This window comes from Rhizobium sp. 10N427 (assembly GCF_056394605.1).
In genome coordinates, this window is sequence record NZ_JBFTID010000003.1 from 67,458 (window position 1) to 88,412 (window position 20,955).

The 20,955-nt window shown below is 59.7% G+C and carries 17 protein-coding genes; 10 read left to right on the forward strand and 7 right to left on the reverse strand.

Annotation, left to right across the window (positions count from 1 at the left end):
- Position 1: 1 nt before the first annotated feature.
- Positions 2-796, forward strand: a complete 795-nt coding sequence (locus tag AC1DIJ_RS07830) for a ParA family protein (RefSeq protein ID WP_112385995.1) — start codon at positions 2-4, stop codon at positions 794-796.
- Positions 797-818: 22 nt separating this feature from the next.
- A complete protein-coding gene (locus AC1DIJ_RS07835; protein WP_112385994.1) occupies positions 819-1,703 on the forward strand; it encodes a ParB/RepB/Spo0J family partition protein in 885 nt (294 codons plus the stop codon).
- On the opposite strand, the gene holA is transcribed toward AC1DIJ_RS07835, so the two are convergent.
- Genes holA through leuS form a run of 3 tightly spaced genes read right to left on the reverse strand, consistent with a single transcriptional unit; the run spans position 1,704 to position 5,893 of the window.
- A complete protein-coding gene (holA, locus tag AC1DIJ_RS07840) occupies positions 1,704-2,741 on the reverse strand; it encodes a DNA polymerase III subunit delta (protein ID WP_112385993.1) in 1,038 nt (345 codons plus the stop codon). It abuts the gene before it with no gap.
- 10 nt (positions 2,742-2,751) lie between these two features.
- A complete protein-coding gene (gene lptE, locus AC1DIJ_RS07845; RefSeq protein ID WP_112385992.1) occupies positions 2,752-3,273 on the reverse strand; it encodes an LPS assembly lipoprotein LptE in 522 nt (173 codons plus the stop codon).
- Positions 3,263-5,893: a leucine--tRNA ligase gene (gene leuS / locus AC1DIJ_RS07850; RefSeq protein WP_112385991.1), complete on the reverse strand. Its 2,631-nt coding sequence runs from the start codon at positions 5,891-5,893 to the stop codon at positions 3,263-3,265. Before leuS ends, lptE begins: the two co-directional genes overlap by 11 nt.
- A 201-nt stretch (positions 5,894-6,094) precedes the next feature.
- Between leuS and AC1DIJ_RS07855 the strand changes: the two genes are divergently transcribed.
- The 3 genes from AC1DIJ_RS07855 (at position 6,095) to AC1DIJ_RS07865 (ending at position 9,832) form a co-directional block, all read left to right on the forward strand.
- Entirely contained in the window at positions 6,095-6,754 is a 660-nt protein-coding gene (locus AC1DIJ_RS07855) for a YggS family pyridoxal phosphate-dependent enzyme (RefSeq protein ID WP_112385990.1), read from the forward strand.
- 81 nt (positions 6,755-6,835) lie between these two features.
- Positions 6,836-8,746 carry a propionyl-CoA synthetase gene (locus AC1DIJ_RS07860; protein ID WP_112385989.1) on the forward strand — a complete coding sequence of 637 codons (1,911 nt, stop codon included), beginning with the start codon at positions 6,836-6,838 and terminating at the stop codon, positions 8,744-8,746.
- Between the two features lie 177 nt (positions 8,747-8,923).
- On the forward strand, positions 8,924-9,832 hold the full coding sequence (locus AC1DIJ_RS07865; RefSeq protein ID WP_112385988.1) for a flagellin N-terminal helical domain-containing protein: 909 nt from the start codon (positions 8,924-8,926) through the stop codon (positions 9,830-9,832).
- A 72-nt stretch (positions 9,833-9,904) separates the two neighbouring features.
- On the opposite strand, the gene AC1DIJ_RS07870 is transcribed toward AC1DIJ_RS07865, so the two are convergent.
- The gene (locus AC1DIJ_RS07870; protein WP_112385987.1) at positions 9,905-10,606 is read right to left on the reverse strand and encodes a DUF1013 domain-containing protein; all 702 of its coding nucleotides are present in this window, start codon (positions 10,604-10,606) and stop codon (positions 9,905-9,907) included.
- 232 nt (positions 10,607-10,838) lie between these two features.
- Between AC1DIJ_RS07870 and acs the strand changes: the two genes are divergently transcribed.
- Entirely contained in the window at positions 10,839-12,794 is a 1,956-nt protein-coding gene (acs, locus tag AC1DIJ_RS07875; RefSeq protein WP_112385986.1) for an acetate--CoA ligase, read from the forward strand.
- Positions 12,795-12,831: 37 nt separating this feature from the next.
- Here the strand turns inward: acs and AC1DIJ_RS07880 are convergent, their stop codons facing one another.
- Both AC1DIJ_RS07880 and AC1DIJ_RS07885 read right to left on the reverse strand, forming a co-directional pair.
- Positions 12,832-13,278, reverse strand: coding sequence for a thermonuclease family protein (locus AC1DIJ_RS07880; protein WP_112385985.1), 447 nt, complete (start codon positions 13,276-13,278; stop codon positions 12,832-12,834).
- A gap of 48 nt (positions 13,279-13,326) precedes the next feature.
- Positions 13,327-13,548 (reverse strand): DUF1674 domain-containing protein, encoded by a 222-nt coding sequence (locus AC1DIJ_RS07885; protein ID WP_112385984.1) that lies wholly within the window; start codon positions 13,546-13,548, stop codon positions 13,327-13,329.
- A 110-nt stretch (positions 13,549-13,658) separates the two neighbouring features.
- Here AC1DIJ_RS07885 and htpX point away from each other — a divergent pair, with 110 nt between their 5' ends.
- The 4 genes from htpX (at position 13,659) to purH (ending at position 19,493) form a co-directional block, all read left to right on the forward strand.
- Complete coding sequence (gene htpX / locus AC1DIJ_RS07890) at positions 13,659-14,621, forward strand: zinc metalloprotease HtpX (RefSeq protein WP_112385983.1); 963 nt, start codon at positions 13,659-13,661, stop codon at positions 14,619-14,621.
- A complete protein-coding gene (locus AC1DIJ_RS07895) occupies positions 14,612-15,994 on the forward strand; it encodes an RsmB/NOP family class I SAM-dependent RNA methyltransferase (protein WP_112385982.1) in 1,383 nt (460 codons plus the stop codon). The genes htpX and AC1DIJ_RS07895 overlap by 10 nt, the downstream gene beginning before the upstream one ends.
- 111 nt (positions 15,995-16,105) lie before the next feature.
- A complete protein-coding gene (locus tag AC1DIJ_RS07900) occupies positions 16,106-17,779 on the forward strand; it encodes a heparinase II/III domain-containing protein (protein ID WP_112385981.1) in 1,674 nt (557 codons plus the stop codon).
- 97 nt (positions 17,780-17,876) lie between these two features.
- Positions 17,877-19,493, forward strand: coding sequence for a bifunctional phosphoribosylaminoimidazolecarboxamide formyltransferase/IMP cyclohydrolase (purH, locus tag AC1DIJ_RS07905; protein WP_112385980.1), 1,617 nt, complete (start codon positions 17,877-17,879; stop codon positions 19,491-19,493).
- A gap of 49 nt (positions 19,494-19,542) precedes the next feature.
- On the opposite strand, the gene AC1DIJ_RS07910 is transcribed toward purH, so the two are convergent.
- Positions 19,543-20,943, reverse strand: a complete 1,401-nt coding sequence (locus AC1DIJ_RS07910) for an MFS transporter (protein ID WP_112385979.1) — start codon at positions 20,941-20,943, stop codon at positions 19,543-19,545.
- Between the last annotated feature and the right edge of the window lie 12 nt (positions 20,944-20,955).

Sequence of the window (20,955 nt, forward strand, 5' to 3'; positions counted from 1 at the left end):
GATGGCTGGCGAACGCAACCGGATTATTACCATTGCAAACCAAAAGGGTGGCGTCGGCAAGACGACGACGGCGATCAATCTCGCTACCGCCCTCGCCGCGATCGGTGAACGCGTCCTGATCGTCGATCTCGATCCCCAGGGAAATGCCAGCACCGGGCTTGGTATTGATCGGAAGAGCCGATTGGTCTCGTCCTATGATCTCCTTGTGGGCGAAGCCGGTGTTCGCGAAACGGCGCAGCAGACGGCAGTTCCGAACTTGTTCATTGTGCCATCGACCATGGATCTTCTTGGTATCGAGATGGAGATTGCACAGCAGTCGGATCGGGTCTTTAAGCTGAAGAAGGCTCTCGCATCCGAGGAAGCTTTTGATTTTTCATATATAATTCTTGATTGCCCGCCGTCGTTCAACCTGTTGACTATGAATGCGATGGCTGCGGCACATTCGGTGCTTGTGCCGCTTCAATGCGAATTCTTTGCGCTTGAAGGTCTCAGCCAGCTATTGGAAACTGTCGATCAGGTTCGCCGCACGGTCAATCCGCGGCTCGACATTCAGGGTATCGTCCTGACAATGTTTGATGCCCGAAACAATCTTGCGCAGCAGGTTGTCAACGACGTCCGGACGCATCTGGGCGATAAGGTATACCACACGTTGATTCCGAGGAATGTTCGCGTTTCTGAGGCGCCATCTTACGGAAAGCCGGCGATCCTCTATGATCTGAAATGTGCCGGCAGTCAGGCTTATCTGCAGCTCGCGTCGGAGGTCATCCAGCGCGAACGCCAACGCCTCGCGGCGTGAATTGTAAAGCGAGTATCAGACGATGAACGACGATGTCTCAAAGCGCCGTCTGGGGCGCGGTCTTGCAGCCCTTATCGGCGAAATGGATCAGCCGTTGCCCGTCGAGGGTGAAAAGCCGAATGTCAGCGCTGACCGGTTGATTCCAATCGAATTTGTCAGCCGCAACCCGCGCAACCCGCGTCGGTTTTTCGATGATAGCGAGCTTCATGACCTTGCGAGCTCGATTCGCCAGCACGGTATCGTCCAACCGATCGTAGTTCGCACATCCACCGAAGGCCGGTTTGAGATTATAGCCGGCGAAAGACGCTGGCGCGCCGCGCAGCTTGCCGGGCTGGTGGAAATCCCGGTGTTGGTGCGCGATGTTGACGATAAGACCGCGCTGGAAATTGCGATCGTTGAAAACGTTCAACGTTCCGATCTCAATGCGCTTGAAGAAGCGCTCGGCTATGAGCAGCTGATTGCCGAATACGGATATACACAGAATGATCTTGGCGAGATCATCGGCAAGAGCCGCAGCCATGTGGCAAACTCGTTGCGGCTGTTGAAGCTGCCGGATCCCGTTCGTGACCTTCTTGCCGCAGGCAGCCTGTCCGCCGGTCACGCCCGTGCACTTGTCTCGACATCAGATCCGGCTCTGCTGGCGAAGACGATCGTTGCCAAGGGCATGTCGGTGCGCGATGCCGAACGCCTGGCGCAAAACGATATCAAGGCGCAGTCGGAGCCGAAGAACACCGGCCCGCGACTTGACCAGAAGGATTCGGATACGATCGCTCTGGAGCGAACCCTCTCCGACACGCTCGGGCTTGATGTGACGATCAATCACAAGGCGTCCGGCGGCCAGATCAAGATTGCCTACAAGTCCCTCGAGCAACTGGAAGAAATATGCAGGCTGCTGGAGCGCCGTTGATCAGGCCCTTCGGCCTGATTGCAGTGTTGTAGACAGCAAGGTTTGAAGGGCAATACTGTCTTCCAGGCTTTGCCGTTTGCGTGTCTGCAGAATGGCGGCCTGCAAGCGGCCCGTCTCGCGCGCAATGGCGTCTGCCGACCAGGTCCGCAATGCTTGCTCGATAATCGGTTTGCGGCGGAAATGCAGGTGACGTCCTAGCGTTTGCATCACCTGGCCGGGCGGAAGCCGTTTCTCATCCATTTCCGCACGCATGGTGTCGAGCAGCTGAAACTGCTTCAGACATGCATGAATGACGAGAAAGATCGCGGTCTTTGATGCTGTGATCTTCTGCATGGCATGCAGGAAGGTCGATGTGTTTCCACTCAGGATCGCATCGACCGCATCATCGACGGAGACGGCACTGGCGTCCCCGATGATCTCGTTGACGTGATGCTCTTCCACCGTCTCCATACCGCGGCAATAGAGCGCCAGCTTGCGGACTTCGTTGCGCGAAGCGATACGATCTCCGCCAATAAGCTCAACGAGTGCCTGCCGGGCCGCCGTGGTCACGCGCAGGCCTTCTGCTGCGAGCTCGTTGTCGATCAGGGCGTTAAGGGCGCGCGCGTCGTCAGCGTAACAGGGTATCGTCGCAACACTGCGCGCAGTTTCGGCGATTTTGCGAAGCAATGCACCTTTCTTCAGGTCGCCGGCTTCGATGATGACGGAGGTTCCCTCCAGCGGTTTTTCGGAAAGCTGTTGGAGCGAATCGACAAGATATTTCTCGTTCGCTGCGCCGCGGATCCAGATCAGTTTCTGACCGCCGAAAAGACCGATAGATCCGGCCTCGTCGATCAGGCGGCCCGGATCCTTCTGCAGGTCGCCAATATCCAGTTTGATGAGCGAAAAGGGATCGTCGAGAGCGACACCCGTTTTGGCGGCGATCTGCGACGCACGCTCCGACACCAGGCCGCGATCGGGGCCGTAGATGACGAAAAGCCGGTAGATCGTGGCGGAGCGTTGAAGGAAACCTTCAAACTCGTGGGACTTGATCTCCGCCACTGCTCTCTCCTCAGCGGCCGAGTGCGGCGGCGATATCGAGACTTACGAATTCTGCGGCCTCACGCGCCGCACGGTTTTCTGCGTCGCGGACAGCACGCTGTTTTGCGAATTCCTGTCCGGGATAGTCAAGCAGGGCCGTGGCGTAACGGTTGCCGGCCTTGATGACCTGCGTGTCCTTGTTTGAACGGAGCGTGTAGTCGACGCTGACTGTGACGCGTCCTGCCTGTGACGTATCCGAAGACTTCACGAGCAGGGTGTCGGTGACGCTCGAACGAACGTGGATTTCGACTTCATACTCCGGATTCTCCGACTCGCCGGCGCCGCGACCGGCGATGAAGATCAGCCGGTTGCGCACTTCCTGTTCTACCCGCGATGTCGCCTCGGAAAAGCCGACCGACGAGAGTTTGCCTGCCACGCCCGATGATTCCGAGTAGAGCGGACGGACCTGGCAGGAGCCGAGCAAAGCTGCCGATGCAATGATGAGGCCGAGTGCGGCACGGCGGCCGAGTTTCGAAGCGAAATCAGACGACAATGTTCACAATCCTTTGTGGAACCACGATAATTTTCTTCGGCGCCTGGCCATTCAAGGCACTGATAACCGCATCGAGAGCCAGAACGGCTTCGGTTACGGCATTCTGATCCGCGTCGCGAGAAATTGTCAATTCGGCGCGCTTCTTGCCGTTGATCTGCACCGGCAAAATCACGTCGTTCTCGGTCGTCAGCGCTTCGTCATAGGCCGGCCACGCTGCCTGCGCCAACAGGCCAGTATTGCCGAGTGCCGCCCAGCATTCTTCTGCAAGATGTGGGGTCATCGGCGCAACCAGCTGCACGACGATCTGTGCGGCTTCGCGCACGGCCGATCGATACGCGGCGTCGCCTTCACCGGCGGCAACCTTGGTCAGTGGCGAGGCAATGGCATTCACCAGCTCGTAAATGCGGGCGACTGCCTTGTTGAACCACAGCTTGTCATAGTCATTCTGGACGGCTTTTAGCGTCTTGTGAGCAGCTTGCGAGATCGCCAGTGCTTCACCTTCCTTAGCCGGAGTCGCCGGGACGGCAGCAAGAATTTCAGCTGCCTCCGAAATCAGCCGCCACAGGCGCTGCGTGAAGCGGTGTGCACCTTCGACACCGGCCTCCGACCAGATCACGTCGCGCTCCGGCGGCGAATCCGACAGCACGAAGAAGCGTGCAGTGTCAGCGCCGTAGGACGCGATGATATCATCAGGATCGACGACGTTCTTCTTCGACTTGGACATCTTCTCGATAGAGCCAATCGATACCTCGTCTCCGCCTTCCAGCAGGAAAGCGCGGCGGGTACCATCGACTTCCTCGATCCGGATATCCGCGGGTGCCACCCAATCGCCATGAGAGCCGGTTCCGCGGCGATAGGTTTCATGCACGACCATGCCCTGCGTGAAGAGGCCCTTGAAGGGCTCCTTCACATCAACGTGGCCCGTCTCGCGCATGGCGCGGGTGAAGAAGCGCGAATAGAGCAGATGCAGGATCGCGTGCTCGATGCCGCCGATATATTGATCGACCGGCAGCCAGCGATTGGCCGCTGCGGGATCGGTCGGCTGCTTTTCCCACGGTGCAGTGAAGCGTGTGAAATACCAGCTGGAATCGACGAAGGTGTCCATCGTGTCCGTCTCGCGCCGTGCATCCTTGCCGCAATGCGGGCAGGCCACGTGGCGCCAGGTCGGATGCCGGTCGAGCGGGTTGCCGGGCTGGTCGAAGGTCACATCGGACGGCAGCTGAACCGGCAGATCCTTCTTCGGCACCGGCACGACGCCGCAGTCTTCGCAATGGATGACCGGGATCGGGCAGCCCCAGTAACGCTGGCGGGAGATCCCCCAGTCGCGGAGGCGGAAATTGACCTTTCGCTCGCCTTGCGCTGCGCCGCCGATCTGCGTCGAAGACAGCTTCTCCGCCACGATATCGAAGGCTTCGGTCGTGGACTTGCCGTCGAGGAAGCGGGAGTTAATCATCACGCCGTCGCCGTCATATGCGACATCGCCGACCGTGAAGCTGGAAGCGTCACCGTCCCTGGGCATGACGACGGGCACGACCGAGAGGCCGTACTTGCGCGCAAAATCGAGGTCGCGCTGATCGCCGGATGGGCAGCCAAAGATGGCGCCGGTGCCGTAGTCCATCAGCACGAAGTTTGCGACATACACAGGCAATTCCCAGGACGCATCCAGCGGATGCCGGACGCGTATTCCGGTGTCGATGCCCTTCTTTTCGGCAGTCTCCAGTGCCGCGAGAGACGTGCCGGCGCGGCGGCATTCCTCGCAGAAAGCGTCAATATCGGCATTCTTTGCTGCCGCTTCCTTCGCCAGCGGATGGTCAGCGGCAATCGCCAGAAAGGATGCGCCGAAGAGGGTATCAGGGCGCGTAGTATAAACAGTGACCTCGGATTCACCGGCCGGTGCGGTCTCGGGTACGATTTCCCAACGGATCGTCAGGCCTTCCGACCGGCCGATCCAGTTTTTCTGCATCAGACGGACCTTCTCCGGCCACTGATCCAGCGTATCGAGCGCATCCAGCAGGTCCTGGCTGAAGTCGGTGATCTTGAAGAACCATTGTGTCAGTTCGCGCTGCTCGACGAGCGCACCAGAGCGCCAGCCGCGGCCGTCGATGACCTGTTCGTTTGCCAGAACGGTATTATCGACCGGATCCCAATTGACCTTGGACTGCTTGCGGTAAACCAGACCCTTTTCGAGGAAGTCCACGAAGAGATGCTGCTGATGCTGATAGTATTCGACGTCGCAGGTCGCGAATTCGCGGCTCCAATCCAGCGACAGGCCCATGGCCTTCAGCTGCGCCTTCATCGAACCGATGTTCTGATAGGTCCAGGATGCAGGATGAACGCCACGTTCCATGGCGGCATTTTCGGCAGGCATGCCGAATGCGTCCCAGCCCATCGGGTGCAGAACGTTGTATCCACGGGCGCGCTTGTAGCGGGCAACCACGTCGCCCATGGCATAATTGCGAACGTGGCCCATGTGGATGCGGCCCGATGGATAGGGAAACATTTCGAGGACGTAGTATTTCTCGCGCGGATCGGCATTATCGGTCTCGAAGACCTTTGCCTCGTTCCATTTTTGCTGCCAGCGAGGCTCGGCGTCGCGCGGATTATAACGTTCGGTAGCCATAGTATTCAAATTTCCGGAAAATCAGGGGAAGTTGGTGGTGACCTTCACCACGAAACCACCGTAGCGTCAAGTTTTGAGGGTACAGCAAGTGTCCGGCAAAGCGCCGGAAAAGGTGTTTTCGGCCGGGTGGGTCTTGGCAATCACGCATGCCGCAGTTAGTGCATTGCCAGTATTCTCGCAGCATCATGTCGGAGATCGGCGATGGAACTTCAAGAGCGCCTGAACGAGGTGCGTTCGCGCATTGCGGAAGCAGCGAAGCAGTCGAAGCGTCCTGATGGTGCGGTGCAGCTCGTAGCCGTCTCGAAAACCTTCGACGCGGAGGCGATCCGGCCCGCGATTGCGGCCGGTCAACGGGTCTTCGGTGAAAACCGCGTGCAGGAAAGCCAAGGCAAATGGCCGGAGCTGAAGAGCGAAACGGCGGGGATCGAGCTCCACCTGATCGGTCCGTTGCAATCCAACAAGGCTGACGATGCCGTGGCGCTGTTCGATGTCATCGAGACTGTCGATCGGGAAAAGATCGCCCGCGCACTTGCCGATGCGATGAAGCGGCAGGGCAAGACGGTTCGCCTCTATGTCCAGGTCAATACCGGGCTTGAGCCGCAGAAAGCCGGGATCGCGCCTGATGACACCGCGGCTTTTGTCGATCTCTGCCGTGGCGAACTTGGGCTCGCCATTGAGGGGTTGATGTGCATTCCGCCGGCGGAAGAAAATCCGGGCCCGCATTTTGCCCTCCTCGCCAAGCTTGCAAAGAACTGCGGCCTTGAGAAGTTGTCGATGGGCATGTCCGGCGACTACGAGACGGCTGTCGCTTTCGGGGCGACCTGCGTTCGGGTCGGTTCGGCGATCTTCGGTACGCGATAGAACCGCCTTTCGTCGGGCTTCCTGTTCGTCTCTCCCTCCCCTAGATTGGCGTCATCGCTTGCATATCCTGGGGAGGAGCAGATGCAGAGCCTGTATCACCACGTCTACAGCGGCTGGAAAGACAGTCCTGAACGCTTCTGGCGGGATGCTGCCCAGGCGATCGACTGGCTCGTTGAGCCGAAGCAGATTTTCGCTCCAGAAGACGGGGTCTATGGCCGCTGGTTTGTGGGCGGTGAGACCAATACCTGCTTCAATTGCCTCGACAGGCACGTAGAGGCAGGCCGGGGCAACGAGACGGCCGTCATTTTCGACAGCGCGATGAACGGCGCCAGGGCGCGCTACACATATGATCAGGTGCTGGAAGAGGTACAGGCGATTGCCGCGACGCTGCGCGATCTCGGCATCGCCAAGGGTGATCGGGCGATCCTCTACATGCCGATGGTGCCGGAGGCGATCTTCTCGATGCTTGCCTGCGCCCGTCTCGGCGCCGTGCATTCGGTGGTCTTTGGCGGTTTTGCTGCAAACGAACTCGCATCCCGAATCGATGATTGCGGTGCCAAGCTGGTGATTACCGCGAGCTGCGGCCTTGAGCCGGGCCGAGTCGTCGCCTATAAACCGCTCGTCGATCAGGCTCTCGCGCTATCCAGGATCAAACCGGAGCATTGCCTGGTGCTGCAGCGGCCGGAGCTCAGGGCAGACGTGCTCTCCGGGCGCGACCTTGATTTCGAGGTGGCGGTCGGTCAACGCCGAGGCATTGCGGTTGAATGCACACCGGTGCTGGCAACTGATCCGCTGTACATTCTATATACATCGGGAACGACAGGACAGCCGAAGGGTGTTGTTCGCGACAATGGCGGCCACTTGGTCGCCTTGCACTGGTCGATGGTGAACATCTACGGGCTGAAGCCTGGTGAGGTGTTCTGGACGGCATCGGATATCGGCTGGGTCGTCGGGCACTCCTATATCGTCTATGCACCGCTGCTCTCAGGTGTCACGACTGTGATCTACGAGGGTAAACCCGTTGGCACGCCGGATGCGGGCGCTTTCTGGCGGGTCGTCTCAGATTACGATGTTCGCGTTCTCTTCACTGCCCCGACCGCTTTCCGGGCGATCCGCCGGGAAGACCCCGATGGCGATCTTGCCGGCCGCTATCCGAGATCGAAGTTCCGGGCGCTTTTCCTTGCCGGGGAGCGGGCCGATCCGGAAACTCTGAAATGGGCAGAGCTAACACTCGGTGTGCCGGTCATTGATCACTGGTGGCAAACCGAGACCGGATGGCCGATTGCGGCCAATCCCCTGGGGCTCGGCAAACTACCGGTGAAGCACGGGTCACCATCTGTGCCGATGCCTGGATATGATGTCCGCGTGCTTGATGACGCAGGGCATCCGGTTGCGGCGGGCACACTCGGCAACATTGCCATCAAGCTGCCACTGCCGCCGGGTTGCCTTCAAACGCTATGGCAGGCGGACTCGAGGTTTCGAGCTGCCTATCTCGAGGAGTTTCCGGGTCACTACAAGACGGCCGACGCCGGCTATATCGATGAGGACGGCTATCTGTTCATCATGGCCCGGACCGATGACATCATCAATTGCGCCGGGCATCGTCTGTCGACCGGGGCGATGGAAGAAATCTGCGCCAAGCATCCGGATGTCGCGGAATGCGCCGTCGTCGGCATTGCTGATTCGCTGAAAGGTCAGGTGCCCTGCGGGTTTCTTGTGCTGAAGAAAGGTGTGTTGCGCGAATCACCGGAGATCGAATCGGAAATCGTTAAGATGATTCGCGACGAAATCGGCCCGGTTGCTGCCTTCAAGACAGCGATTACTGTCGAAAGATTACCGAAAACGCGCTCCGGAAAGATTCTACGCGGTACGATGCAGAAGATCGCGGACGGCATACCGTGGAAAATGCCTGCAACAATTGACGATCCGGCCATTCTGGACGAGGTCGCAGAAGCCCTGCGGCGCAAGGGGTTAGGTTCCCCGATTATATAGAAAATTTCCTATTCGGTAACAATCATTGACGAGTTATGACCGTCGTTGACGAGTTGTTAACCATGTTCTCATTAGCTTCCACTCAACGGACACCTGATTGCAGGTGAAGCATGAAGCACCGCCCCAGCCGGCCATTGCCGGAATGCTCCTTCATTTTCAAGAGAAGTGGAAAAAGCGATGTCAAGCATCCTGACAAACACGGCTGCAATGTCAGCCCTTCAGACGCTGCGTAACGTAAACCAGAGTCTCCAGACCACTCAGGCGCATGTCTCCTCCGGTCTGCGTGTCGCCAAGGCCGCTGACAACGCGGCATACTGGTCGATTGCCACGACCATGAAATCCGATAACAAGGCTCTCTCGGCCGTTTCCGACGCGCTGGGTCTTGGCGCGGCAAAGGTCGACACGGCCTATTCCGCCATGGACAGCGCGATCGACGTCGTCAGCGAAATCAAGGCGAAGATCGTCGCCGCGACTGAAAAGGGCGTCGACAAATCGAAGATCCAGGAAGAAATCACCCAGTTGCAGGCGCAGCTGAAGAGCATCTCCGAATCTGCTTCCTTCTCGGGCGAGAACTGGGTTGCCGGCGACGGCACAAAGAGCGTCGTCTCGACCTTCGTTCGCGACGGCTCGAATGGCATTTCGGTCAAGATGACCGATTACGTTCTCGATAGCGGTTCGATGGGCAACGTGCTGTTCGGCACTTCCACCGGCGGCATCATCGATACTTCGACGGGCATTCTCGGCACGTCCAACGGCTCGGTCGGTTCGGTATACGCGATGGACATCAGCAAACTGTCTTCCGACGATATTGCGCTCGCACTGAACAATGTCGAGAACGCACTCAAGGCGATGACCAGCGCCGGCTCGCAGTTGGGCTCGATTTCGACGCGTATTCAGCTGCAGGAGAATTTCGTCTCAACGCTCAGCGACTCGATCGAATCGGGTGTCGGGCGACTTGTCGATGCGAACATGGAAGAGGAATCGTCGAAACTGACGGCGCTGCAAACGCAGCAGCAGCTCGCCATCCAGTCGCTGTCGATCGCCAACTCCGCTTCGCAGAACATCCTTTCGCTCTTCCGCAGCTAAGCCCGGAAAAGCGGCCAACAAAAAACCCGCCGGAGCGATCCGGCGGGTTTTTACATTTACGAGAAGCGGCGATCAGAAACGATCGTCTTCGTCCTCATCGTTTGTCGTGGACTTCAGCGACTTCAGCTTGGCGAAGACGGCATCGGCGTCGATTTCAGGTTCTTCTTCGCGCTCGAAGCTCGGCGTCAGACGCTCAGTTTCCTGTGCGGACTGCAAGGTCGCGCCAAGTTCAGCGGCGGTCGGCAGCGGACGGCCCTTCGATGCCTTTTCGACTTCCATGTCGAGGTCGATCTGGCTGCAGAGGCCGAGCGTGACCGGGTCCATCGGCGTCAAGTTCGCTGCATTCCAGTGGGTGCGTTCGCGGATCTGCTCGATCGTCGACTTGGTGGTGCCGACGAGGCGCGAAATCTGCGCGTCCTTCAGTTCCGGATGATTGCGAACCAGCCAGAGAATGGCGTTCGGGCGATCCTGGCGCTTGGAGACCGGCGTATAGCGCGGACCGCGACGCTTGGATTCCGGCACGCGAACCTTCGGCTCCGAAAGCTTCAGCTTGTGGTTCGGGTTAGCTTCGGCGCGCGCTATTTCGTCGCGGGAAAGCTGGCCGGTCGAGATCGGATCCAGGCCCTTGATGCCTTGTGCGGCTTCACCGTCGGCAATTGCCTTCACTTCCAGCGGGTGAAGCTTGCAGAACTGTGCGATCTGGTCGAAAGACAGCGCCGTGTTGTCAACCAGCCAGATGGCGGTCGCTTTCGGCATAAGCAGTTGTTGAGCCATGGATATAGTCCTTCTGTCGTCCGCGCCGGTGTCGCGGTCCGTGGATTGTCACCACAATTTCCGGGAAATATGGGCGGTATATAACCGGAGTGACACAGAATTGCAATTGATGTGGATTGAAATGACCTTTGTCTAATTGCCGGGCCGTTTTGACCTGCTATGAATGCCCTGAATTGAGTCCCGGGCGCCGCTTGAAGCGGCGAAACCGGTGCCCGTGTGAGGAGGAGTTTCCATGTCGGAAAAGATCTATCCGGTTAGCAAACCGGTGAAGAGCCATGCCCTGATCGACAAGGCGAAATACGAAAAGTGGTACGAAGAGAGTGTCGAGAACCCTGACAAATTCTGGGGCAAGCATGGCAAGCGGATCGACTGGTTCAAGCCTTATACCAAGGTCAAGAACACCTCATTCACAGGCAAGGTTTCGATCAAGTGGTTCGAAGACGGACAGACCAACGTCTCCTATAACTGTATCGACCGCCACCTGAAGACACATGGCAACCAGACTGCCATCATCTTCGAAGGCGACAATCCCTATGTCGACAAGAAGATCACCTATAACGAGCTCTACGAGCATGTCTGCCGTCTGGCGAATGTGCTGAAGAAGCACGGCGTCAAGAAGGGCGATCGCGTCACCATCTACATGCCGATGATCCCGGAAGCGGCTTACGCGATGCTCGCCTGTTCGCGCATCGGTGCCGTGCATTCGGTCGTCTTCGGCGGCTTCTCGCCGGAAGCGCTGGCCGGCCGCATCGTCGACTGCGAATCGACTTTCGTCATCACCTGTGACGAGGGCGTGCGTGGTGGAAAGCCGGTGCCGCTCAAGGAAAACACCGATACGGCGATCCATATCGCAGCCAAGCAGCACGTCATCGTCGACAAGGTTCTCGTCGTTCGCCGCACCGGCGGCAAGACCGGCTGGGCGCCGGGCCGTGACCTCTGGTACCACCAGGAAGTCGCGACCGTGAAGGCGGAATGCCCGCCGGTAAAGATGAAGGCGGAAGACCCGCTGTTCATCCTCTATACGTCGGGTTCGACGGGCAAGCCGAAGGGCGTGCTGCACACGACTGGCGGCTATCTCGTCTATGCGTCGATGACGCATGAATATGTCTTCGACTATCACCCGGGCGATATCTATTGGTGCACGGCCGATGTCGGATGGGTTACCGGCCACTCCTATATCGTCTACGGCCCGCTTGCGAACTGCGCGACGACGCTGATGTTCGAGGGCGTACCGAATTTCCCGGATCAGGGCCGTTTCTGGGAAGTCATCGACAAGCACAAGGTCAACATCTTCTACACGGCGCCGACGGCGATCCGTTCGCTGATGGGTGCCGGCGACGAGTTCGTGACGCGCTCCTCGCGCTCCTCGCTGCGCCTGCTTGGAACTGTCGGCGAACCGATCAATCCCGAAGCCTGGGAATGGTATTACAATGTGGTCGGCGACAAGCGTTGCCCCGTCATCGATACCTGGTGGCAGACGGAAACCGGCGGCCACATGATCACGCCGCTGCCGGGTGCGATCGACCTGAAGCCAGGCTCGGCAACGGTGCCGTTCTTCGGCGTCAAGCCGCAGCTGGTCGACAATGAAGGCAAGGTTCTCGAAGGTGCGGCTGATGGTAATCTCTGCATCACCGACAGCTGGCCGGGCCAGATGCGCACGGTCTATGGTGACCACGAGCGCTTCATCCAGACCTACTTCTCCACCTACAAGGGCAAGTATTTCACCGGTGACGGCTGCCGCCGAGATGAAGACGGGTACTACTGGATCACCGGCCGCGTCGACGACGTGTTGAACGTCTCCGGCCATCGCCTCGGAACGGCGGAGGTGGAATCGGCTCTGGTTTCCCATAATCTCGTTTCGGAAGCGGCGGTTGTCGGCTATCCGCATCCGATCAAGGGTCAGGGCATCTATTGCTACGTCACGCTGATGGCCGGCAATGAGGGTACCGATGAGCTGCGTCAGCAGCTGGTCAAGCATGTGCGTGCCGAGATCGGCCCGATCGCTTCGCCCGACAAGATCCAGTTTGCACCCGGCCTGCCGAAGACCCGTTCCGGCAAGATCATGCGCCGCATTCTGCGCAAGATCGCCGAAGACGAATTCGGCGCATTGGGAGATACGTCGACGCTGGCCGATCCAGCCGTCGTCGACGATCTCATCGCCAACCGGCAGAACAAGGCGAGCGCCTGACCCTTCAAAGCCGCCCCGATCATACGGGGCGGCTTTTTTAATCGTTGCTGGCGCAGTCAATACGCGGCTTATGCCCGCCATCGTAGCCAGTGGCCAAACCGGCCTCCATCATTTCGTGAGCCGGATTCCGCCCGTCCTCGAACAGCATATCAGCGACGATCCGGCCGAAATATTTATCGCCGCTGATATTGGTGAGCAGCACATGCGGTGAAACGGCTGCCATCGCATCCAGCGCAAGACGTGCTTCTTCCGCACCGCGCCGAACGGCCGGGCATTTCGACTTTATTTCCGGTGTGTCGATCCCGCGGATGCGAACATAAACCTCGACCCGCTGTTGCGGCCATGGCGTCGCTTCCACCAGTATCGTATCGCCGTCGATGACCCTGATGATCTCGGCCGCGACAGGACCGGCAACCTTTTCGCCGCCCGCGACTGAAGCCGGGATCAGGCATAGGCCAAAAATAATCGGGATCAGCTTCCTCATGCAAGGAATAAATTCCGATTTCCTGACGCAGTCAATAGGAATATTTACTTAGAAATCGATGGCGCGGCCGTTGATCTCGTAGTCGCCGAAGCGTGCAGGCTCGGCGCCGCCGCGGCCGCCGATTTCCGGCGGCAATTCCAGCGGTGCGGCATTGCGCCGGCGTTCCTCGGCTTCGGCAAGCGCCCGCTTGGCGGCAGGTGACAATACCTTGCGTGGCGCGGTGCTGTCCGCGGCTTGGCTTTCGGTATTGTCGTTGTCGGCTGACTGCATGGCGCTCTCCTGCCGGAAAACATTGAAAATGGCGGGCGAATAACCAAATCATAGTGCGCCGGGGCGCCGATTGGAACCCTCAATACCGGTCATAGGAGACGGAGACCTCGATGAACCTCGTTCGCACTGCCATGTTGCTTGCCTTCATGACGGCCCTGTTCATGTTTGTCGGATTTCTGATCGGCGGCCGTGGCGGCATGATGATCGCCTTCCTGCTCGCTGCCGGAATGAACTTCTTCTCCTATTGGAATTCGGGAAACATGGTGCTGTCGGCCTATCGTGCCCAGGAGGTCGATGAGCGGAATGCACCCGAATTCTACGGCATTGTTCGTGATCTGTCGCAAAGGGCCGGTCTGCCGATGCCGAAAGTCTATCTCTACGACAACCCGCAGCCGAATGCCTTCGCGACCGGACGCAATCCGCAGAATGCAGCCGTCGCGGCCTCGACCGGACTTCTTCAGGTTTTGTCGCCGGAAGAGGTCGCCGGCGTCATGGCGCATGAGCTTGCCCACGTCCAGAACCGCGACACGCTGACGATGACGATCACTGCGACGCTCGCCGGTGCGATCTCGATGCTGGGAAACTTTGCCTTCTTCTTCGGCGGCAATCGCGAGAACAACAACAATCCGCTCGGCTTCATCGGTGTTCTCGCCGCCATGATCGTTGCGCCGCTGGCGGCGATGCTGGTGCAGATGGCGATCAGCCGGACGCGCGAATATTCAGCGGACCGGCGTGGTGCGGAGATCTGCGGCAATCCGCTTTGGCTTGCTTCCGCTCTCGGCAAGATTGCCCGCGGTGCGGCGGAGGTTCCGAACTACGATGCCGAGCGCAATCCGGCGACCGCGCATATGTTCATCATCAATCCGCTCTCCGGCGAACGTATGGACAATCTGTTCTCGACCCATCCGAACACCGAGAACCGCATTGCGGCACTGCGGGAAATGGCGGCTGGCGGCATGAATATCTCGACGCCACCCGTGCGGACTGCTAATCCGTCGCGGAAATCGCGTTCGGTTCCGGATACCGGTGTTGGCCGCGGTGGTTCGCAACCGCCAAAAGGTCCGTGGTCTTGACTTCAAACGGCAAGAAGCCCTTCAAAAACAGCAGCAGCCATTCGGAACGTGCCCCCGCCAAGCCCGGCCTGCAGGCGCGGTCGGCCGCGGTCAAGATTCTGGCGGCCGTCGTCGACAAGAAGCTGCCGCTCGATGGCGCGCTTGACCATGAAAACGGCAACCCTGCCTACAAGGCGCTCGGTGAAAACGATCGCGCGCTGGTTCGTGCCATTCTCAACAGCGCGCTGAGGCACATGCCGCGGATCGATGCGGCCATCGCTTCGCTTCTCGATACACCGCTTCCGGAAGGCGCCCGGGCGCTGCATCACGTCCTTGCCGTCGGCGCGGCGCAGATCCTCTATCTCGACGTGCCCGACCATTCGGCGGTCGATCTCGCCGTCGAGCAGGCGAACGGTGATCCCCGCAACCGCCGCTTTGCCAAGCTGGTCAATGCCATTCTCCGCCGTATCGGCCGCGAGAAGGAGGAAATCCTCGCTTCCGTCGCCGATGTCCCGGCAATGCCCGACTGGTTCCTGGCGCGGCTCAAGAAGGCCTATGGCAAGGATGCGGCGCTGGCGATCTCGGAATCGCAGCTGGAACCTGCGGCAATCGATCTGACCGTCAAATCGGATGCTGCGGGCTGGGCGGCGCGGCTGAACGGCGCGGTGCTGCCAACGGGCGGCGTTCGTCTCGCGGCCTTCGATGGCAGCATTCCGTCTCTGGAAGGCTTCGAGGATGGTGAATGGTGGGTGCAGGACGCCGCCGCCAGCATCCCGGCAAAGCTGTTCGGTGATCTGACAGGCAAGCGCGTTGCCGATCTCTGCGCTGCTCCCGGCGGCAAAACGGCCCAGCTTATTCTCGCGGGCGGCAATGTGACAGCCATCGACCAATCGGAGAGCCGGCTGAAGCGTCTGCGCTCCAATCTCGCGCGTCTAGGGCTGCAGGCTGACACCCTTGCGACCGACTTGACCAAATTCCAGCCGGATGAGGGTTTCGACGCGATCCTGCTTGATGCGCCCTGCTCCTCGACCGGTACGACGCGTCGTCACCCCGATGTGCTTTGGACAAAGGGGGCCGAAGAGATCAGCAAGCTTGCCGGTGTTCAGGAGCGGTTGCTGCGCCACGCGCTGACGCTGTTGAAGCCCAATGGCGTCATCGTGTTTTCGAATTGCTCGCTCGACCCTGCCGAAGGCGAAGATGTCGTGGCGCGCGTTCTTGCCGATGTGCCCGGCGTTGCAAGGGTGCCGATCGATCCGGCGGCGTGGCCGGGTCTCGAACAAGCGATCAGTCCGGTTGGCGATTTCAGAACCACGCCGGTGATGCTGCCGATGTCCGATGATATCGCGTCCGGCCTCGACGGCTTCTACGCCGCGATGTTGCGACGTGTTGCCTGATTGCAAGACGGTCTCTTATATTTCATCCTTGTCACAAATTAATGCAGCCTTACCGGTGAAAGCTGCTCTCGTTCACCTATTCTTAATAACGAGGGTCAATAGAAAATAAATATGCAATCCGGCGGGCGTTTTTCGACTTTGTATGTTCGGGAGGCTTGGCGGCGCTTGTCGCGCCGTGCCGCCTTGGTGCGCCTGCGCCTCTTCCGCCATACGATCCAGGCGCCCGAGCGCCTGATTGTCGCGCCAACAGACTTGCGGGCGATCGATTCCCACGTCGCCGACGAGATCATGAACGGGCGGTTTCCGCTCGCGAGCCGCCTTCTCGAGACCAACGGCAAGTCTCCCTTCACCTTCACGCTGCCTTCACGCGCCTTCGCCAACCGGCTGCATGGTTTCGGATGGCTGCGCCACATGCGGGCCTACAAGAGCGAGCGCGCGTCGCTGATTGCCCGCTCGATTGTCGATAGCTGGCTCTCGCTGCATTCCGGCCGGATCGAAGGCGTTGCCTGGGAAATCGACGTGACGGCGCAGCGCGTCATCGCCTGGCTCTCGCATTCGCCTGTCGTCCTGCAGAATGCCGACCGCGGTTTTTATCGCCGGTTCATGCGTTCTCTGGCTTTTCAGGTGCGTTTCCTGCGGCGGATGGCGCCTTATGCGCCGGCGGGCGAGGTTCTGTTCCGGCTGCGGATCGCCCTCGCCATGGCGTCGATCGCCATGCCGACGCGGGCAGGCGCGCTGCGGAAGGCCGCACAGGCGCTCGATAACGAGTTCGATCTGCAAATCCTTCCTGACGGTGGCCACATATCGCGCAATCCGCGTGCCGGTCTTGAGCTGCTGCTGGACCTGCTCCCGCTCCGTCAGACCTATGTCAATCTTGGTCACGATCTGCCGCAGAAGCTGATTTCAGGCATCGATCGGATGTATCCGGCGCTTCGCTTCTTCCGGCACCAGGACGGCGATCTCGCGCTCTTCAATGGCGCGACATCTACGCTTGCCAACGAACTGATGTCGGTGCTGCGCTACGACGAGACGGCGGGCCAGCCGTTCAAGGCAATGCCGCATTCCCGGTATCAGCGGCTTGCTGCGGGAAAGATGGTCGTCATCGCCGATACCGGACCTCCACCAACCGGCGAGCTGTCGCGCACGGCGCATGCCGGATGTCTGTCCTTCGAAATGTCGTCGGGACGATATCGTTTCATTGTCAATTCCGGGTCTCCGAAGTTCGCAGGCCGCCGTTACGTGCAGATGGCGCGTACCACCGCAACGCATTCGACGGTGACGCTCAACGATACCTCCTCCAGCCGCTTCTCGACGTCGGAGTTTCTTGGCCACCGGATGACGGAAACCGTAAAGAACGTAACCGTCGAACGGGCGGAAACCGAGGACGGACGTGACGGGCTGAAGATGAGCCACGACGGCTATCTTCGTGGCTTCGGGGTTCTGCATGAGCGCGAAATCTCGATGAACGCCACAGGCGCGATCGTTACCGGCCGCGACCGCCTTGTGCTGCCTGACGGGCGCGTCAGCGACGATCCGTTGAAGGCCGCAGTCAGGTTTCATGTCCATCCGGCAATCAATCTGAAACAGAATGATCGCGAGTCCGTTCTGATGACCGCGCCGGATGGCGAAAGCTGGCTCTTCTCGTCGCCGGGCAATGAAGTGCTGATTTCGGAAGATATCTTCTTTGCCGACGCCTCGGGCATCTGCGGCTCCGACCAGATCGAAATCGATTTCGATTTTGCCGAAAAGCCCGAAATTCGCTGGTTTCTTTCCCGTAAGAGCTAGTCGGCATTTACGCGGCGGCAGCGCTCGTGCTAACGCGGCGCCATAATCCTATACGTCCCTCGCCGGATGTCTCCCGGACCCCGAACGGAGAAGGTTCATGGCCGTCATTTCCAAGAAAATCCCCGCCCCCGACAAGGTCAAAGCAAAGACCGCGCTTCTGTCTGTCTCCGACAAGACAGGGATCGTCGAACTCGCCAAGGCGCTGTCGGACAAGGGCGTCCGCCTGCTCTCGACCGGTGGTACGCACAAGGCAATTGCTGCCGCCGGCCTTGCCGTCACCGACGTTTCCGAGGCGACCGGCTTCCCTGAGATCATGGACGGCCGCGTCAAGACGCTCCATCCGACGGTTCATGGCGGCCTGCTTGCCATTCGCGACGATGCCGAGCATCAGGACGCGATGAAAAAGCACGGCATCGAAGGCATCGATATCGCCGTTATCAACCTATATCCGTTCGAGGAAGTCCGCGCTGCCGGCGGCGACTATCCGACGACGGTCGAGAATATTGACATTGGTGGCCCGGCGATGATCCGCGCTTCGGCAAAGAACCATGCCTATGTGACCATCCTCACCGATCCATCCGACTATGCCGAGCTGCTGCAGCAGCTTGCCGAGGATGCCGGGCAGACGAGCTATGCTTTCCGCCAGCGCATGGCCGCAAAGGCCTATGCCCGCACGGCCGCCTATGACGCGATGATCTCGAACTGGTTCGCCGAAGCTCTCTCGATCGATACGCCGCGCCATCGCGTGATCGGCGGCGTGCTGAAGGAAGAGATGCGCTACGGTGAAAACCCGCATCAGAAGGCCGCCTTCTACGTTACCGGCGAACAGCGCCCGGGCGTTTCGACGGCGGCGCTGATCCAGGGCAAGCAGCTCTCCTACAACAACATCAACGATACGGATGCCGCCTATGAGCTCGTTTCCGAGTTCCTGCCGGAGAAGTCTCCCGCCTGCGCCATCATCAAGCATGCCAATCCCTGCGGCGTCGCCACGGGGTCAAGCCTCGTCGAGGCCTACAGCCGGGCGCTTGCCTGCGATTCTGTCTCGGCCTTCGGCGGCATCATCGCGCTGAACCAGACGCTGGATGCCGCGACGGCGGAAGAGATCATCAAGCTCTTCACCGAAGTCATCATCGCGCCTGATGTGACCGAGGAAGCCAAGGCGATCGTCGCCCGCAAGCCGAACCTGCGCCTGCTTTCGGCCGGCGGACTGCCCGATCCGCGTGTTGCCGGGCTCACGGCAAAGACCGTTTCCGGCGGTCTTCTCGTCCAGAGCCGCGACAATGGCATGGTCGAGGATCTCGAGCTCAAGGTGGTCACCAAGCGCGCGCCGACGGCTCAGGAGCTTGAGGATATGAAGTTTGCCTTCAAGGTCGGCAAGCATGTGAAATCGAATGCCGTCGTCTATGCCAAGAACGGCCAGACCGCGGGTATCGGTGCCGGCCAGATGAGCCGCGTCGATTCCGCTCGTATCGCGGCGCTGAAGGCTGAAGAGGCCGCCAAGGCGCTCGGTCTTCCTGTTCCGATGACGCATGGCTCTGCAGTTGCCTCGGAGGCTTTCCTTCCCTTTGCAGACGGCCTGCTATCGATGATTGCGGCAGGTGCAACCGCGGTGATTCAGCCCGGCGGTTCTATGCGTGACCAGGAGGTCATCGACGCCGCAAACGAGCACAATGTCGCGATGGTGTTTACCGGGATGCGGCACTTCCGCCACTGAGACGGATAACTGAATTGAAAACCCCGGCCTTGCGCCGGGGTTTTTTCGTTCAGGTTTTCTGCTTGTCGGCAGGATATGGCGTGGCAAACAGAAGGATCAGGCCGCCCAGCAGGAAAATTATCAGCGTTGCCATGCCGAGCCGGGCGGAACCGCTAGAATAGGTCACGATCGAGAACAGCAGTGTTGCCATGAAGCTCGTCGCGCGCCCTGAGAGCGCGTAGATCCCGAAATAGCGGCCGGCCTCTTCCAGGCTGACGCTGCGGGCGAGATAGGATCGCGAAGAGGCCTGAACCGGGCCGAAGGCAAGACCGATCAGAAGGCCGTAGAGAATATAGGCCTTCTCGGCGGCGGTGCCGAAAAATCCGCCTGAGTCGGCGACCGGAAGCTCGATCACGCCGAAGAGCGTATAGCCCGGCCCGGTGGAAATGATGCCGATCGTGGCAAGCAGCAGCATCGTCAGGCTGATGACGATCGTCACTTTCGAGCCGATCCGCTGATCGACGCGCCCGGCTATGATGCAGCCGAAGATCGCGACGACGTTAAGGATGATGCCGTAAAGGCCGATCTCGATGGTGGCCCAACCGAACATGCCGGCGGCGAAGGTGCCGCCGAGGATCAGCAGACCATTGACGCCGTCCTGGTAGATCATCCGTGCGATCAGGAACTTCAGGATGCCCTTCCGGTGCTTGAGCTCGGCGATCGTGTTGCGGAGCTCGGCAAAGCCTGTTTTCACCGCACGTCCGAGCGGAACGCCCTTGGGCGCATCGGGCGTGAAAAGAAACATCGGAATGATGAAGATCAGATACCAGACGGCCGAGATCGGCCCGGTGATGCGGGCGTCTTCGCCAGTGTGGGCATCGAGGCCAAACAGCGGATCCATCCCCAGCAGGGTCTTGCCGGTCTCCAGGCTACCAGCCAGTAGAGCGACGACTGCGATCAGCACGATCATCCCGCCGAGATAGCCAAGGCCCCAGGCGGTGTTGGACAAGCGGCCGACCTCATCCTTGCTCACCAGCCGCGGCATCATCGAATCGTTGAAGACGATCGAGAATTCGGCGGCGATCGAGGCCAGAATCATGAAGATGATCGGATAGATGACGGGCGAGCCGGGAGCCGCAAACCAGAGGCCGAAGAGCGCGGTGATCTTGATGACCGCGAAGAATGCGATCCAGGGTTTGCGGGCGCCGGATTGGTCGGCGATCGAGCCCAGGATTGGCGACAGGACCGCGATAATCACCGAGGAGATCGTTGCCGTGTTGCTCCACATGGCTTGCGCATGGACCGGATCAGAGGTCAGCCGGGAGACAAAGTAAGGACCGAAGATGAATGTGGTGACGACTGTGAAGAACGGCTGGGCCGCCCAATCGAAAAACATCCAGCCCCAGATGCCCCTCCCCGGCGCCTTATGCGGCGCCGGAGTTCCGTCTCCCGTCCAGTCAATTCTGCTCACGCATCCGCTCCC